Annotated in this window: 16 protein-coding genes; 10 read left to right on the top strand and 6 right to left on the bottom strand. The window is 62.3% G+C overall.

Translation table 11 applies throughout. From position 1 onward, the window contains the following. Positions 1-4: 4 nt before the first annotated feature. Positions 5-598 carry a phospholipid N-methyltransferase PmtA gene (pmtA, locus tag J2045_RS05660; RefSeq protein ID WP_307370334.1) on the bottom strand — a complete coding sequence of 198 codons (594 nt, stop codon included), beginning with the start codon at positions 596-598 and terminating at the stop codon, positions 5-7. A 127-nt stretch (positions 599-725) separates the two neighbouring features. Then, a complete protein-coding gene (gene dnaN / locus J2045_RS05655) occupies positions 726-1,844 on the bottom strand; it encodes a DNA polymerase III subunit beta (RefSeq protein ID WP_307370332.1) in 1,119 nt (372 codons plus the stop codon). Positions 1,845-2,068: 224 nt separating this feature from the next. Between dnaN and rsmI the strand changes: the two genes are divergently transcribed. The 9 genes from rsmI to J2045_RS05610 all read left to right on the top strand — a co-directional run bounded on the left by rsmI (position 2,069) and on the right by J2045_RS05610 (position 11,071). Further along, entirely contained in the window at positions 2,069-2,986 is a 918-nt protein-coding gene (gene rsmI, locus J2045_RS05650; RefSeq protein ID WP_307370330.1) for a 16S rRNA (cytidine(1402)-2'-O)-methyltransferase, read from the top strand. Beyond that, positions 2,983-3,351 carry a YraN family protein gene (locus tag J2045_RS05645; protein ID WP_307370327.1) on the top strand — a complete coding sequence of 123 codons (369 nt, stop codon included), beginning with the start codon at positions 2,983-2,985 and terminating at the stop codon, positions 3,349-3,351. Before rsmI ends, J2045_RS05645 begins: the two co-directional genes overlap by 4 nt. 135 nt (positions 3,352-3,486) lie before the next feature. Continuing rightward, positions 3,487-4,785: an extracellular solute-binding protein gene (locus tag J2045_RS05640; protein ID WP_307370325.1), complete on the top strand. Its 1,299-nt coding sequence runs from the start codon at positions 3,487-3,489 to the stop codon at positions 4,783-4,785. Between the two features lie 70 nt (positions 4,786-4,855). Beyond that, the gene (locus J2045_RS05635; protein ID WP_166599958.1) at positions 4,856-5,737 is read left to right on the top strand and encodes an ABC transporter permease subunit; all 882 of its coding nucleotides are present in this window, start codon (positions 4,856-4,858) and stop codon (positions 5,735-5,737) included. Between the two features lie 10 nt (positions 5,738-5,747). Beyond that, positions 5,748-6,590 carry a sn-glycerol-3-phosphate ABC transporter permease UgpE gene (gene ugpE / locus J2045_RS05630; protein ID WP_307370321.1) on the top strand — a complete coding sequence of 281 codons (843 nt, stop codon included), beginning with the start codon at positions 5,748-5,750 and terminating at the stop codon, positions 6,588-6,590. A gap of 15 nt (positions 6,591-6,605) precedes the next feature. Next, on the top strand, positions 6,606-7,724 hold the full coding sequence (locus tag J2045_RS05625) for a sn-glycerol-3-phosphate import ATP-binding protein UgpC (protein WP_307370318.1): 1,119 nt from the start codon (positions 6,606-6,608) through the stop codon (positions 7,722-7,724). A 151-nt stretch (positions 7,725-7,875) separates the two neighbouring features. Then, positions 7,876-8,304 carry a cupin domain-containing protein gene (locus J2045_RS05620; protein ID WP_370873024.1) on the top strand — a complete coding sequence of 143 codons (429 nt, stop codon included), beginning with the start codon at positions 7,876-7,878 and terminating at the stop codon, positions 8,302-8,304. Between the two features lie 96 nt (positions 8,305-8,400). Next, complete coding sequence (gene gshB / locus J2045_RS05615; RefSeq protein WP_307370313.1) at positions 8,401-9,348, top strand: glutathione synthase; 948 nt, start codon at positions 8,401-8,403, stop codon at positions 9,346-9,348. A 193-nt stretch (positions 9,349-9,541) separates the two neighbouring features. Beyond that, positions 9,542-11,071, top strand: a complete 1,530-nt coding sequence (locus J2045_RS05610) for a YifB family Mg chelatase-like AAA ATPase (RefSeq protein WP_307370311.1) — start codon at positions 9,542-9,544, stop codon at positions 11,069-11,071. Positions 11,072-11,103: 32 nt separating this feature from the next. On the opposite strand, the gene J2045_RS05605 is transcribed toward J2045_RS05610, so the two are convergent. From J2045_RS05605 to J2045_RS05595, 3 genes are all read right to left on the bottom strand, one after another. Next, positions 11,104-12,156 carry an HWE histidine kinase domain-containing protein gene (locus J2045_RS05605; protein WP_307370309.1) on the bottom strand — a complete coding sequence of 351 codons (1,053 nt, stop codon included), beginning with the start codon at positions 12,154-12,156 and terminating at the stop codon, positions 11,104-11,106. 120 nt (positions 12,157-12,276) lie between these two features. Then, positions 12,277-13,245 (bottom strand): cysteine synthase A, encoded by a 969-nt coding sequence (gene cysK / locus J2045_RS05600; RefSeq protein WP_307370307.1) that lies wholly within the window; start codon positions 13,243-13,245, stop codon positions 12,277-12,279. 174 nt (positions 13,246-13,419) lie between these two features. Next, positions 13,420-14,037, bottom strand: coding sequence for a LysE family translocator (locus J2045_RS05595; protein WP_307370305.1), 618 nt, complete (start codon positions 14,035-14,037; stop codon positions 13,420-13,422). Positions 14,038-14,160: 123 nt separating this feature from the next. On the opposite strand from J2045_RS05595, the gene J2045_RS05590 reads away from it, so the two are divergent. Next, the gene (locus J2045_RS05590; RefSeq protein ID WP_307370303.1) at positions 14,161-14,793 is read left to right on the top strand and encodes a LysE family translocator; all 633 of its coding nucleotides are present in this window, start codon (positions 14,161-14,163) and stop codon (positions 14,791-14,793) included. Between the two features lie 21 nt (positions 14,794-14,814). Here J2045_RS05590 and J2045_RS05585 read toward each other — a convergent pair whose 3' ends face one another. After that, positions 14,815-15,699, bottom strand: a complete 885-nt coding sequence (locus J2045_RS05585) for a GNAT family N-acetyltransferase (RefSeq protein WP_307370301.1) — start codon at positions 15,697-15,699, stop codon at positions 14,815-14,817. Positions 15,700-15,706: the final 7 nt, after the last annotated feature.

Raw genomic sequence — 15,706 nt, 5'->3', positions numbered from 1 at the left:
CCGCTCAGGCCTTGCGGTAGATCCAGAGCTGGGCGGGCGGAATGTTGCGCACGACGAAGTCGAAATGCTGGATGTGGTAGCGATCCGGCTTGGCGATAACAGGGGAGACAGGCCCATAGGTGATCTGCACCACCGGGCGTCCCTCGGGAATGCGGTTCAGGAGATCTTCCAGCAAGCGAATGCGCGCTTCCATCGGGAAGCTCAGCAGCGGCACCGCCGAGATGACGCAATCGAAGGTCTGGTCGGCCAGGGCGCCGAGCGTATGTGTCAGATCGAAGGCGTCGCCGTGGATGAAGTTGACACCCGCATAGTCCTCGACGAGGCGGCGATAGAAATTCTCCGAATACTCGACGGAAACGATCTTCTCGGGCGCCACGCCCCGCGCCAGGATCTGCTTGGTGATCACGCCCGTGCCGGGGCCGAGCTCGAGGACAGGCAGGCCTGACTTGACATCGATGACGCTCGCCATGCGCTTCGCGGTGACCGAGGATGTCGGCGCAATCGCACCGACGGTCTTGGGACCCTGCATCATGCCCTTGAAGAAGCGGATCTCCTCATCGAATTTCTTTTCGAACCGTTCCTTCAGTCGAATGGCCATGATCGTCCCTCTTCCTGTTGCTGCTCGATTGCTGCGAGCCGATTGCGACAATTTTGGGCCAGCCTGTCGCAAACGCAAGAGAGAATGACGCTGGCGGGCCAAATGCCCGCCAGAAAGTTTCGCGCGTTTAAACGCGCATCGGCATCAGGACATAAAGGGCATCGGCGCCGGCCGTGTCGCGGATGAGCGTCGGGGAGCCGGCGTCCGCCAGCAGGAAGATCGCGTCTTCGCCGGACAGCTGGGCCGTGATATCAAGCAGATACTTGGCGTTGAAGCCGATCTCCATGGCGTCGCTTTCATAGCCGACGGCGACTTCTTCGGTAGCGCTGCCCGAATCCGGGTTGTTGACGGTGAGCATCAACTGGCCGTCGGCGAGCGCAAGCTTCACGGCGCGGCCACGCTCTGACGAAATGGTCGAGACGCGGTCGACGGCGCGCGCGAAGGTCTGGCAATCGACGCGCATTTCCTTGTCGTTCGCCTGCGGAATGACGCGCTGGTAGTCCGGGAAGGTACCGTCGATCAGCTTGGAGGTCAGAACGACCGAACCGATGGAGAGGCGGATCTTCGAATCGGAAATCTCGATGCCGATGCTCAGCTCCGGATTGTCGATGAGCTTCTGCAGCTCGCCGACCGTCTTGCGCGGGATGATGATGCCCGGCATGCCTTCCGAGCCCGAGGGTGCGTCGACATCGGCGCGCGCCAGACGGTGACCGTCGGTCGCCACGGCGCGCAGCTTCAGGGCCCCGCCGGCTTCGATGGTGTGCAGGAAAATGCCGTTCAGATAATAGCGGGTCTCTTCGGTCGAGATCGCAAACTGCGTGCGATCGATCAGCATCTTGAAATCGGATGCCTTCATCTTGAAGGAATGGGTAAAGGTGCCGGCAGTGAGATCCGGGAAATCAGACTTCGGCAGGCACTGCAGCGAAAATTTCGAGCGGCCGGAAGCAACCGTCATCGTCCCGCCATCCGGATTGGTGGCGAGCAGAACCTCGGAACCGTCGGGCAGCTTGCGCACGATTTCATAAAGCAGATGCGCCGGAACGGTCGTGGCCCCAGCCTGCTCGACCATGGCCGCCGTGCTTTCGGTGATCTCGAGATCAAGGTCCGTCGCCTTCATGTCGAGGGCGGCACCCTCGGCTTTCAGCAGCACGTTCGACAGGATCGGGATCGTGTTGCGGCGCTCGACCACGCGATGCACGTGGTTCAGAGACTTGAGGAGATTGGACCGTTCAAGAGTTATACGCATGAGATGCTACCGCTTTCGACGTGTCGTCTTCCGGAGTTCCGGATCGGAAAAAGGGGCCGGGAAGTTCCCGGGCCGGACGATGTGGACGGGCAAAATGGCAGTAAAAGAGCGGGAAAAGCAAGAGGCTCCAAGGTTTTCCACGCCAGTCCCACGCGAAGGTTATCGGAATGGTTTATGGCGGCGGCACCCTTGCCGCGAGCATGGGGGTAGAGGATAAAGGCCGCATGACAACAGAAGACAAAAATGCGGCCACAGTGCCAGGTTCCAAGCGCTATCGCCTCAACGACACGCCTGTTGCGGCAAGGCCACTGGAACCCGCGCTCTATCTGGTGGCGACGCCGATCGGCAATCTCGGCGACATCACCATCCGCGCGCTGGAAACGCTGGCTGGTGCCGATGTGCTAGCCTGCGAGGACACCCGCGTGACGCGCGTGCTTCTCGACCGCTACGGCATCGAGAACCGGCCTTACGCTTATCACGAGTATAATGCAGACGAGGCGGGCGCCCGGCTGCTTGCCGCCCTCGAAGCCGGAAAGTCCGTCGCCCTCGTTTCTGATGCCGGAACGCCGCTGGTCTCCGACCCCGGCTATCGGCTCGGCCAGCTGGCCATCGAGGCCGGCCACCGCGTCGTGCCCATCCCCGGCGCCTCTGCTCCGCTGGCGGCCCTTGTCGGGTCCGGCCTTCCCAACGATGCCTTCCTCTTTGCCGGCTTCCTGCCGACCAAGGACAAGGCAAAGCGTGATCGCCTTCGCGAACTCGCCAAGGTGCCGGCAACGCTGATCTTCTTCGAGTCCCCGCATCGCATCGGCGACACGCTTGTCGCGGCAGCCGACGAACTCGGCCATGATCGACCGGCCTCCGTCTGCCGGGAACTGACCAAGACTTTCGAGGAATTCCGCCGAGGCCCGCTCGGCGATCTGGCCGCGGCCTATGCCGACAAGACGGTCAAGGGCGAGATCGTCCTCGTCATCGGCCCGCCGGCCCCCGATGCCGCACCGGACGCCGCCGATGTCGACAGCCTGCTTGCCGAACTCTCCGCCACCATGCCGACGGCCAAGGCCGCGACCGAGGCCGCAAAGCTGACCGGCCTGCCGCGCAAGGATCTCTACCAGCGCCTTCTGGAACTCAAGGGGGCCGCATGAAGCCCAGAGGCGCGGATCAGAAACGTATCCGCGCCGAGAGGCGGGGCCGCTGGTCGGAGTATCGGGCGGCTCTTTCACTTCTGTTCAAGGGCTACCGGATCGTGGCGCTGCGCTACAAGACCGGGGCCGGTGAAGTGGACATCATCGCCCGACGTGGCGACCTCGTCATTTTTGTCGAAGTGAAAGCGAGACGAGACCTGCGCACCGGTGTCGATGCGGTCGGTCAAGCGGCCGAGCGACGCATCGCGAACGCCGCAGATCATTGGCTGCGCAGGCAATCCGACGCAACACGGCTGTCACTTCGGCATGATATGATTGTCGTGCGACCCTGGCGCTGGCCGGTCCATTTCGAGGACGCATTCTAGCTTCGTTTCACTTTCGATCACGAGGTTTCGAAACCTTCGTTTTGTGACAGTCGTGACACAAAACTTTCAAGTCGCTGTCATGGAGCGGCCCTAATGCAGGCCTCACCGCAACAACCTGTGGAGAGGATCTGACCCATGATCAAGAAGATTTCCCTGGCCGCTCTGGCCCTGACCATGACCGCATCGACGACGCTTGCCGCGACCAACATCACCTGGTGGCACGGCATGGGTGGCCGCAACGGCGAAGTGCTCAACGAGCTTGCCCAGAAGTTCAACGCAGCCCAGACGGCCTGCGTCCTGACCCCCGTTTCCAAGGGCACCTACGAAGAAGCTCTGGCTTCTGGCATCGCCGCCTTCCGTTCGGGCCAGCACCCGAACATCCTGCAGGTTTTCGATGCCGGTGCTGCCACCATCATCAATGCCAAGGGCGCAACCGTTGCCGCTGAAGACATCATCCGCGAAGCCGGCCACACCTTCAACGCCGAAGACTATATCCAGGGCGTTCGTTATTTCTACGCCGATGCTGACGGCAAGTTCGTCGGCATGCCGCTCTCCTCGTCGGCGCCTATCATGTATTACAACGTCGATGCCATGAAGAAGGCCGGCGTCGAAGCCCCGACGACCTGGGAAGAGTTCGAAGCCATCGCGCCGAAGCTCAAGGAAGCCGGCTATATCCCGCTCGTTCAGTCGCACCTGCCCTGGCAGATGGTCGAGAACTTCCACTCGCGCAACAACCTGCAGTTCGCGACCAACAACAATGGTTATGACAGCGTCGTCGACACCAAGATCATGGTGAACACCGAAGAGCAGCGGATGATGTTCTCCAAGCTCAAGGAATGGCAGGACGCCGGCATGTTCGCCTTCTACGGCGCTGGCTGGAACGACAACCAGAAGCCCTTCGAAGAAGGCAAGGTCGCTCTCTGGGTTGGCTCCTCCGGTTCCTTCGGTGGCCTGCTGAAGACCGCCACCATGCCGTTTGCCGCAACCTTCCTGCCCAACTGGAGCAGCATCGAAGGCTCCGGCACCAACTCCTTCATCGGTGGCGCTGCCCTCTTTGCAATGGCAGGCAAGCCGGCCGAAGAAAACAAGTGCACGGGCGACTTCTTCAACTTCATCGCCTCGCCGGAAATCCAGTACTACTACCACAAGGAAACCGGCTACGTGCCGCTGACCACGGCTGCCTACGAGCTGGCCAAGAAGGACGGCCACTACGAGCGCACCCCCCAGGCCGAAGTTGGCCTGCAGCAGCTGATGCTGAAGGGCGGCGAATGGTCCAAGGGTTACCGTATGGGCTTCTACCCGCAGATCCGTGACGTGATGAACCGCGAATTCGTCAAGATCTTCTCGGGCGAAGTCACCGTGGATGACGCCTTCAAGACGATCGAAGCCGAGTCCAACGAGATCCTCGCCCGCTTCGCCAAGACCGCCGGCTGATCAGGTCTGTTGGTTCCATTGTCGCTCCCGGGGGCCTTTGGTCCCCGGGCTTTCCTTTGAGGGGTCCCAGATGAAGCGCGTCCAGTTCAATTCGCGATTCCTGCCTTACCTGTTTCTTCTGCCGCAGCTGGCGATCATCGCGATCTTCTTCTATTGGCCGTCGGTCCAGGCGATCCAGTCGTCGTTCTACATCGAGGACCCGTTCGGCTTCGGTTCCAGCTTTGTTGGGCTGAGCAATTATTCCGATGTGCTCTCGGCCTCTCAATATGCCCGGATCGCGCGCTTCACCGTCTTTTTCAGCATCATCGTCACGGTTCTCGTGCTGTCGCTCGGCCTGCTTTTGGCTTTGAAGGCCGATGCCGTGATCCGTGGCCAGTCGACCTACAAGACCCTGCTGATTGTGGTCTATGCCATCGCACCGCCGGTCGCCGGGTTGATCGGGCTGATGTTCTTCGACCAGCACATCGGACCTTTCGTCACCTTCGTTTCCTGGTTCGGCTGGGACATGAAGATCGGCATCAACTATTTCGACACCGCCTTTGCCATGGTGCTGATCGCCGTCTGGAACCAGATCCCCTATAATTTCATCTTCTTCCTGTCCGGCCTCCAGGGCATTCCGAACTCGATCCGTGAGGCGGCGACGATGGACTGCAAGTCCGGGACGCGCCGCTTCTGGACCGTGACCCTGCCGCTTCTCGCGCCGACCGCCTTCTTCCTGCTGATCATCAACATGACCTATTCGCTCTTCGACACCTTCGGCGTCGTCGACGTGATGGTGAAGGACAGTGCGGCGAACAATCCGATCACGCTGGTCTACAAGGTCTATCTCGATGGTTTCCGGGGCAATGACCTCGGCTCCTCCTCGGCCCAGTCGGTGATCCTGATGGTGATCGTCCTCGTGCTGACCCTGATCCAGTTCCGCTTCATCGAACGCCGCGTCCATTACGGGTGAGGAGAGCGCCATGTACCGCACCAAATTCTTCGACCACCTGATCCTGATCGCAGGCGTGATCTTCATGCTCGGGCCACTGGTTGTCGCCTTCACCACCTCGACCCATTCTGCGGCCGAGATCCATAGCCATGGCCTGATGCTGTCGATAGGCAATGACGCCGCCGCGACTTATGACAAGGTGCTGTTCAAGAGCGGTGGTTTCACCGGCCAGGTGACGGGTCTCACCATGGCGATGAACTCGCTGATCCTGGGTCTCGGTTTCGCCGTCGGCAAGATCGTGCTCTCGATGCTGGCGGCCTATGCCATCGTCTATTTCCGCTTCCGCTTTGCGACCCTCGCCTTCTGGCTGATCTTCACCACGCTGCTTTTGCCGCTCGAAGTGCGCATTCTGCCGACCTACAAGGTGATGAGCGATCTGAACCTGTTGAACAGCTACCAGGGCCTGATCCTGCCGCTGCTGGCCTCGGCGACAGGCACCTTCTTCTTCCGCCAGTTCTTCAAGTCCGTCCCAGACGAATTGCTGGAAGCCGCCCGTATCGACGGCGCCGGGCCCTTCAAGTTCTTCATCGATATCCTGCTGCCGCTGTCGCGCACCATGATCGCCGCCGTCTTCATCATCATGTTCGTCTATGGCTGGAACCAGTATCTCTGGCCCATGCTGATGACCACGGAAGAGGGTTTCTACACCCTGATGCGCGGCATCAAGCAGATCCTCCAGGTGTGGATCGGCTCGCAGATCCCCGATTACAACGAAGCCTTTGCCATGGCCGTGCTCGCCATGCTGCCGCCCGTCATCGTGGTGGTGGTGTTCCAGAGCTGGTTCATCAAGGGGCTCACCGAAACAGACAAGTGAGAGAGGAGCAAATCCATGGCTTCCATCGGTATCAAGCAGGTCTCCAAGATCTACGACAAGGGCGGCGCCAAGGCCGTGGACACGGTTGACATCCAGATCGAGGATGGCGAGTTCATCGTTCTCGTGGGCCCGTCGGGCTGCGGCAAGTCCACGCTGTTGCGCATGGTGGCAGGCCTCGAAGACATCTCGCAAGGCACGATCTCGATCGGTGACCGCGTGGTCAACCAGATCGAACCGGCAGACCGGGACATCGCCATGGTCTTCCAGAACTATGCGCTCTATCCGCACATGACGGTCTACGACAATCTAGCCTATGGCCTGAAGAACCGCGGTACGCCGAAGACGGAGATCGCCGCGCGCGTCGCGGAAGCCGCAAGGATGCTGGAAATCGAGAAGTACCTGGATCGCAAGCCACGTGCGCTCTCCGGCGGCCAGCGTCAGCGCGTCGCCATGGGGCGCGCCATCGTGCGCAAGCCGGCCGTCTTCCTGTTCGACGAACCGCTGTCCAACCTGGATGCCAAGCTGCGCGTCTCCATGCGCGGCGAAATCCGCAAGCTGCAGAAGCGGCTGAAGACGACGGCAATCTACGTCACTCATGATCAGCTCGAAGCCATGACGCTCGCCGATCGTCTCGTGGTTCTCAACGGTGGCGTGATCGAGCAGATCGGCACGCCTCTCGAGGTCTACAACCGTCCCGCCTCGACATTTGTCGCGAGCTTCATCGGCTCGCCGGCCATGAATCTCGTCGATGGACACATCGACGGCGGGCAGCTGACGATCGGTGATGCGCGCCTGTCTTTGTACGAGGCATGGCCTGATGGCGCAGTCCGAGTCGGGATGCGCGCCGAAGACCTCGTTCTGGCCGGCGACGGCCCCGCCGATTTCCATCTGGTCGTCGACTATGTCGAGGAACTTGGAGCCCAGCGTCTCGTCCATGGTCTGATCGGCGGCCAGGCCCTGACGGCCGTTCTCGGTTCTCAGGTGGAGCTCGCCGACCGGCTGCCCTTGCGGATCGAGGCAGACAGGTTGCATTTCTTCACGTCAGACACCGGCCGACGCATGTTCCCATCCCGGCCGTCAGTGGCCAGCGAACCCGCCACCCGGGATGCACTTCCGCTTCCGGCGCTGGCGTGACGGCTTGTTCGCATTTTAACAATATTGAATACGTCGATTTAGGAGCTTGCTGCTAGCGTCCCCCCGAAACTTGGGAAGGGGAATGAGGATGGCTTTGAAAATGCTTCTCGCCGGCATGGCAAGCGTGGCGCTGGCGGCGCCCACCCGCCGCATGGATGCCCAGCCGCCGGTGATCGCCGCTCACGGTGATCACCTGGCGCTGCGCGCGGCACCGATCAATCCGGAGTGGATCATCCGTGGAACGCCGCTCGCCCGGATTGGCGAGCACTCCCAGAGTGCCGACGAGGCGAGCCTGACGGCCGTCTGGGATTGCACCGCCGGTGAGTTTCGCTGGTTCTTCGGCTGGGACGAGACTGTTGTGATCCAGGAAGGAGAGGTGCATGTTACCGCCGAGGATGGCAGTCAGCGCCTCTTGAAGGCCGGCGATATCGCCTACTTCCGCCGCGGAACCTGGTCGACCTGGCGCGTCGACACCTATGTCCGCAAGATCGCCTTCCTGCGCAAGCCCTTCCCGGGGCCGCTCGCGACACTCTACCGGATCCGCAATGCCTTAAGGCGCGGGAAATATTCCGCGCTCTGACCTGAAGAGACCTTCAGCAAAATTGAGGCCGCCCGGCGTTGCCATCCCCCGCCGCACGGCCTAAATCTCCGATGCTTTCGAACGGGGACACACCACATGGCGAAGATCATCAATGTCGCGGTCCAGATGGACCACGTATCCACGATCAACATCGCGGGCGACTCTACCTTCGCCATGAGCCTGGAAGCCCAGGCGCGCGGTTACAAGCTCTTCCACTATACGCCGGACCGGCTCTCCATGCGTGACGGCCGTGTCTATGCGACGGTCGAGCCCATGCAGCTGCGCGACGTCAAGGATGATCATTACACGCTCGGCACCCCGGAGCGCGTCGATCTCTCGACCATGGATGTCGTCCTGCTGCGCCAGGATCCGCCCTTCGACATGGCCTACATCACCTCCACCCATCTGCTTGAGCGCATTCACCCGAAGACGCTCGTCGTCAACGATCCGGCCTGGGTGCGCAATTCGCCGGAAAAGATCTTCGTCACAGAATTCGCCGACCTGATGCCGCCGACGCTGATCACCAGGGACGCGGCCGAGATTGCCCGTTTCCGCCAGGAACAGGGCGATATCATCCTGAAGCCGCTTTACGGGAACGGCGGCGCCGGCGTCTTCCATTCGACCCGCGATGACCGCAATTTCTCGTCGCTGATGGAAATGTTCGGCCAGATGTTCCGTGAGCCGTTCATCGCCCAGGGTTATCTGCCGGCCGTGCGCAAGGGTGACAAGCGCATTATCCTGGTCGATGGCGAGCCGGCCGGCGCGATCAACCGGGTTCCTGCAGAACACGACGCGCGCTCCAACATGCATGCCGGCGGCAAGCCCGAGCCAACAGAGTTGACCTCTCGCGAACGGGAGATCTGCGCCCGCATCGGGCCGGCCTTGCGCGAGCGCGGTTTCCTCCTCGTCGGCATCGATGTCATCGGCGACTACATGACCGAGATCAACGTCACCTCGCCGACCGGTATCCGCGAGGTGAAGAAGTTCGGCGGTGCAGACATCTCAGCGCTCCTTTGGGATGCCATCGAACGCAAGCGCCCCTAACACGCTGAATTGTCTTTCGAAGTTCCCGACTTGTTCCGGTTATGCAACCGGGCGCAACTGTATGCCTATCTGAGGCTGCGGATGTTCCGCAAACGTTCTTGTGTTTTGCTGCGCCTTATGCGAGATTGTCGCTGTCGCCACACGCAATATGAAGTTGCGCTCGCGACCATCGATAGATCGGCGAGGGCGGGCAATGGTGGCGCGTGTCAGTACGGTTGCATTTCAGGGTATCGAGGGCCTGCCTGTCGAGGTGCAGGTCATGGTGGCGCCCGGCAAGGTCGGCATGCAGATCGTCGGTCTGCCCGACAAGGCGGTCGCCGAGAGCCGTGAACGGGTCCAGGCGGCCCTGCACGCCTCGGGCCTGTCGCTGCCGCCCAAGCGCGTGACGGTCAACCTGGCGCCCGCAGATCTTCCCAAAGAGGGCTCGCATTTCGATCTGCCCATAGCGCTTGGCCTGATGGCGGCGCTTGGCGCCATCCCGGGTGATGCGCTGTCCGGCTATCTCGTCATCGGCGAGCTTAATCTCGATGGTACAATTGCGCCGATCGCTGGTGCACTGCCCGCCGCGATCAGCGCCAATGCTGTCGAGAAAGGTCTGATCTGCCCGGCCGACAGTGGCGCGGAGGCGGCCTGGGCCGGCAGCGAGATCGACATCCTCGCCCCCCGCAGCCTGATCGCGCTTGCCAATCATTTTCGGGGTACGCAGGTGCTCAGCCGACCGGCACCGGCGATCCGTGCGCAGCCGGCCAACCTGCCGGACCTGGCCGATATCAAGGGGCAGGAAAGCGCCAAGCGAGCCCTGGAGGTCGCAGCCGCCGGCGGCCACAATCTCCTGATGGTCGGGCCACCCGGCTCGGGCAAGTCGATGCTCGCGGCGCGGCTCCCCTCCATTCTGCCGCCGCTTTCCGCACCCGAGTTGCTCGAAGTCTCGATGATCCATTCGATTGCCGGGCAATTGTCCGGCGGCAAGCTCTCCGACCGCAGGCCTTTCCGCACGCCGCATCATTCGGCGACCATGGCGGCCCTGGTTGGTGGAGGCCTGAGGGCCAGGCCCGGGGAGGCCTCGCTTGCCCACCACGGCATACTCTTCCTTGACGAACTGCCGGAGTTTGCCTCGCCGGTGGTGGATGCCTTGCGCCAGCCGCTCGAGACCGGCGAATGCATCATCGCCCGCGCCAACCACCGGGTCTCCTACCCTTCAGATTTCCAGCTGGTCGCGGCAATGAATCCCTGCCGCTGCGGCATGGCAGGGGAGCCCGGCCATGTCTGCGCCCGTGGCATACGCTGCCAGAGCGAGTATCAGGGCCGCATTTCAGGGCCGCTGATGGACCGCATCGACATCCGCATCGATGTGCCGGCTGTATCCGCGACCGATCTGATCCGCCCGCGCGTCGCCGAAAGCAGTGCGGTCGTGGCTGCCCGGGTCGCCGCTGCCCGGGAGCGTCAGCGCGAGCGCTTCCGGCGTCTCGGCCTGCCTTTCGCCACCAATGCCCGCTGCTCCACCGCCCTGATCGAGACATTGGCAGAACCGGATCCCTCAGGCCTGCAGCTTCTGCGGGACGCCGCCGAAAAATTCCGTTTTTCGGCCCGCGGTTATCACCGTGTGCTCAAGGTGGCCCGCACGCTTGCCGACCTCGATGGCGTGGAGACGCTGGGGCGGATCCATCTCGCCGAGGCGATCTCCTATCGCATCGCGTCCGAACGCCTGACCGCCGCAGCCTGACCTGGCTCGGAGCGATCCGTCGCGCGTGTCGCTCAGGTGGTGGAGGTCTCGGCCTGAGACGGGCGCAGCATGTCGACGGGCAGTGTCAGACGAATGAAGGCACCGTCTTCGGGATAGGTGATATCGCTATGGCCGCGCACGCCGGCGATCACCCGGCGCACCAGCGTCGAGCCGAAACCTCCAGATCCCGCCTGCGGTGCCTCCGGCCTTGGCCCTCCGCTTTCGCGCCACTCGATCACCAGGTCCTCGCCCTGATCGGGTGACGGCAGGATCTGCCATGTCAGCGAGACCTGACCGGAGCTGACACTGAGCGCGCCGTATTTGGCGGCGTTCGTGCCGAGTTCGTGCAGGATCAGGCTCAGCACGACGACTGTCTGGCCGCCGATCGGCACACGCGGTCCGCCGGTCTGGAAACGGGGGGTCCCGACGATCGAAAACGGTTCCAGCGCCTGGAAGACGACACTTTGCAGCGATGCGTCTTCGCCCTCGCGCAGGCCTCGCAGCAGCAGGTTGGAGCGGCCGAGCGCGGTCAGGCGATCACGCAGCCGGGCGGCGAGTTCGTCCGCGCTGGACGCATTCTTCAGCGACAGGCTGATGATGGCGTTGATGGTGGCAAAGATGTTCTTCAGGCGATGATCGAGTTCCTGTGCCATCACCTCCTGCCGGTCGGCAAGCTGCTGGCTGCGTTCGCGAGCGGCAATCTCCGCGCGATAGGCGCGCATGATCAGGTGAATGAGCGTCAGGTCGGTGACGATGACGAACACGTAGAGCCCCATCGCAAGCAGGGTGCCGGGCGAAAAATCGAAACGGAACGGGGTGATGAAAAAATACCAGGCCGACATGCCGGACAGGATTCCGATGAGGATACCCTGCTTCACGCCGAACACGAAGCCACAGATGACCACGGCCGGAAAGAAGGTGAGAAACGGAAAGCCCGTCGGCATCAATGGATCGAGCCAGGCCCTCAGAAGCAGCGCGACCGCAAAGACGAGCAGGCTTGCCCCATATGATGCGGCCATGCTCAGGCCGGATGGGCGGTCCTGGATTGCAGCGAAGGCCGGCAGGGAACGTAGGGAGATGCGCATGGGCCTCCGAAGTACCGCAGGTTTTCCGGCCAACTCTATCCGAGGGCTTGCTTCGCCGCAATCAGTGGCGCGTCCCCGCCCCCGGCACGGGAGTGCGCCGGGGCGGGGACGGGACGGGATCTATTCGCCGAGGCCGGCAAAGAGCGCGGTCGAGAGATAACGTTCGGCAAAGGAGGGGATGATGACCACGATCGTCTTGCCGGCATTTTCGTCGCGCTGGCCGACCTTGATCGCGGCGGTGAGCGCAGCACCTGAGGAGATCCCGACCGGCACGCCTTCGAGCCGGGCAACAAGACGCGCGTTTTCGAAGGCCTCGTCATTGGTGACGGTGATGACTTCATCATAGACATGCGTGTCGAGGATGGCAGGCGCAAAGCCCGCGCCGATGCCCTGGATCTTGTGCGGGCCGGGATTGCCGCCGGAGAGAACCGGACTGTCGGCGGGCTCGACAGCAACGACCTGAACCGAGGGCTTCTTCGCCTTCAGCACCTGGCCGGTGCCGGTGATGGTGCCGCCCGTGCCGATGCCGGAGACGAGGATGTCGATCGAACCGTCGGTATCGTTCCAGATTTCCTCGGCGGTGGTCTTGCGGTGGATTTCCGGATTGGCCGGGTTCTCGAACTGCTGCGGGATAACGGCATCCGGCGTCGTCTCGGCCAGTTCCTGAGCCTTGGCGATGGCGCCCTTCATGCCCTTGGCGCCTTCGGTCAGGACGAGTTCTGCGCCAAGCAGCGCCAGCATCTTGCGGCGCTCGATCGACATGGTCTCGGGCATGGTGAGGATCAGTCGATAGCCCTTGGCGGCGGCGGCGAAGGCAAGCGCAATGCCGGTATTGCCGGAGGTCGGCTCGATCAGCACGGTCTTGCCGGACACGATCTTGCCCTGGGCTTCCAGGCTTTCGATCATCGCCACGCCGATGCGATCCTTGACCGAGGCGATCGGATTGAAGAATTCGAGCTTCGCCAGCAGATGCGCCTTCACGCCCTTTTCCTTGGCCAGTTTGTCGAGGCGCACGATCGGGGTGTCGCCGATCGTCTCGGTGATCGAGCCATAGACGCGTCCGCGACCGGGTTTCTTCTGCTCAGTCATGTGTCTCTCCCTGATGATTTGGTTGGCGTGAGCTTACGCCCGGTGCCCCGTGCATTCCAGCATAGCCATGCCGCGGCGAGCGGCATCCTTGGAAAAATCTGCTCCGCCGCCGGCCCGTTGTTGACCCTTCAGAAGAAAAGCGCCCGCGGCCGGTTTGTTGCATGCCTTGAAAACTCAGGCCGCGCGCGCCGCGATATAGGCCGCCGTGCCGGCCAGGATGCCCGCTGCGCTGCGGTTCAGAACTTTCAGCGCCTCAGGGCGCTTGAGCAGTCCGCGCGCCTGGGCCGCCAGCAGGATATAGGGCAGGAGCACCGCCATCAGCACGATGAAGGTCAGCCCGACCAGCAGGATGTAATCGGCAAGCCCGATCGCCTCGAGCGGAATAAGTGTTGGCACCAGCGCGACATAGAAGAGCATGGTCTTCGGATTGCCGAGTGTCACCAGCAGGCCGGACAGGAAGGAAAGCGCCGGGCGCATCGCCTTCTGCGCCTTTATGTCCTGGGGAACGAGGCCGGCTGTCCAAAGCTTCCAGGCGACATAGATGAGGTAAGCCGCGCCGAGGAACTTCAGAATAATGAAGGGTGTGACGAATGTCTTGGCCAGTACCGAGAGCCCGAGGATGACGGCAGTCAGGTAGACGAGATCGCCGAGGATCAGCCCGAGCCCCATGAAGAAGGTCGGCCGGAAGCCGGAGCCCAGCGCACGCGCCACGATCGCCGTCATGCCGGGCCCCGGAATGGCAGCCGCAATGAACAGGGCGCCGCAATAGGCGATGATGGTCGTCAGTGTCATGGGGGCTCCTCCTCGCCCATTCCTAATCTCGTGCGGAAAGACTTGCAACGGTGACACGATCGCGATTGCGGCTCTCAGCCGGTTGCCGTTAGGAGGCATCAATCGCCGTGAGGAAACGATGTCATGCCAAGCCTGCCCGCATTCCTTGCCTTCAGCCTGATCTGCCTTGGTATGGTCCTCACGCCCGGGCCGAACATGATCTATCTGGTGTCGCGGTCTATCTGCCAGGGCCCCATGGCAGGCCTCATTTCGCTGGGCGGCGTGGCTCTCGGCTTCGTCGTCTACATGCTTCTCACAGCCTTCGGCATCACCGTGCTGCTGCTCGCCGTTCCCTTCGCCTTCGAGGTTCTGAAATTCTGTGGCGCGCTCTATCTCGGCTGGCTCGCCTGGCAGGCGCTGAGGCCTGCTGGCCGCTCGCCCTTTCAGGTGCGTGATCTGCCTGCCGATAGTCCCCGCAAGCTCTTTGTCATGGGGCTCGTCACCAACCTGCTGAACCCCAAAGTCGCGATACTCTACATGTCGCTTCTGCCGCAGTTCATCGATCCGACCCGCGGCAGCGTGCTGCTCCAGTCGCTGGTCTTGGGCTTTACGCAGATCGTCATCGGCGTGACGGGCAACGGACTGATCGCCCTCTCAGCCGGCAGCATCGCGCTCTTCCTCGCCGGCCGCCCGTTCTGGATGGTGGTGCAACGCTGGCTCATGGGCACCGTGCTGGCGGCTCTTGCGATCCGCATGGTGACGGAAGCGCAGCGCTGAACATCCGGAGAAGACCGCTTATCAGAAATCCGCCAGCGGCGAGAGCATGAACGGCTTCCCCAGAGATGCGGGCTCAAGGCCCTTTACCATGAGCACACAGTCGCCTTGATACGGTGTTGCCATACCGTCCCAACCGAGCCGATCTGTTGGGAAGAATACCTCTGCCCGCTCGAAATGGGCCCCGAGGCTCGCCACGATATGGCCGAGCGGCGGGATATGGCGTGCCGCGACATCCAGGATCTCGAGCGACGTGTCCCCTTGCGGTTTCCAGGCAATAACCGCATCGTCTTCTTCCAGCAGGCTCAACCTGATGTCTGGATCGAAGTGGGCATTGAGCAGGAACATTTCCTTTTGCCGCACGACGGAGAAGATCTCCGAGACGGGTTGCCGAGCCTCAAGTGCCATCTGAACGATGTGGAGATCCGCCTCTTGCTTCAGGTCGAGGTCACGCGCCCTGGGCACGGATGAGTCAGTATGTGGAACGGCACCCTGAAATTTGAACTGCGGCACGGTCCGGAAGCCGTAGGGTTCATAGAGCCCCGGCTTGTCCGTCAGCAGTATCCCGGCTTCGAACCCTTCGCGTTCCGCCCAGTCGAAGGCCCTCTGCATCAAGGCCCGGTATAGCCCTTGTCCGCGATAGTCCGGCCGCACGGCGCCTGACTGGTAGCCCGCAGCCCGAACCACCCGTCCATTGACGACGAGTGGCATGGAGAAGGCTGAGAAATTCGCAACGCACCGTCCTGACGGATTGAAATAGCCAAACGGCATGGATGTGGGATCAGGTCCGCCCAGGGCCATCTGGTGGGAGATATCGATGCCGAAGATATCCTGGAGCAGATCCGCGAGCGCCTGAAATGCAGCGGGATCTCCGAAGTAGCCTTCCCGCAGCGCGAGCGTTTCCGGCATTGGCGCC

The organism is Peteryoungia aggregata LMG 23059 (genome assembly GCF_030814435.1).
GTDB lineage: Bacteria > Pseudomonadota > Alphaproteobacteria > Rhizobiales > Rhizobiaceae > Allorhizobium > Allorhizobium aggregatum.
The sequence above is the reverse complement of the archived record's forward strand: the minus strand, read 5'-3'. Positions and strand labels throughout refer to the sequence as shown.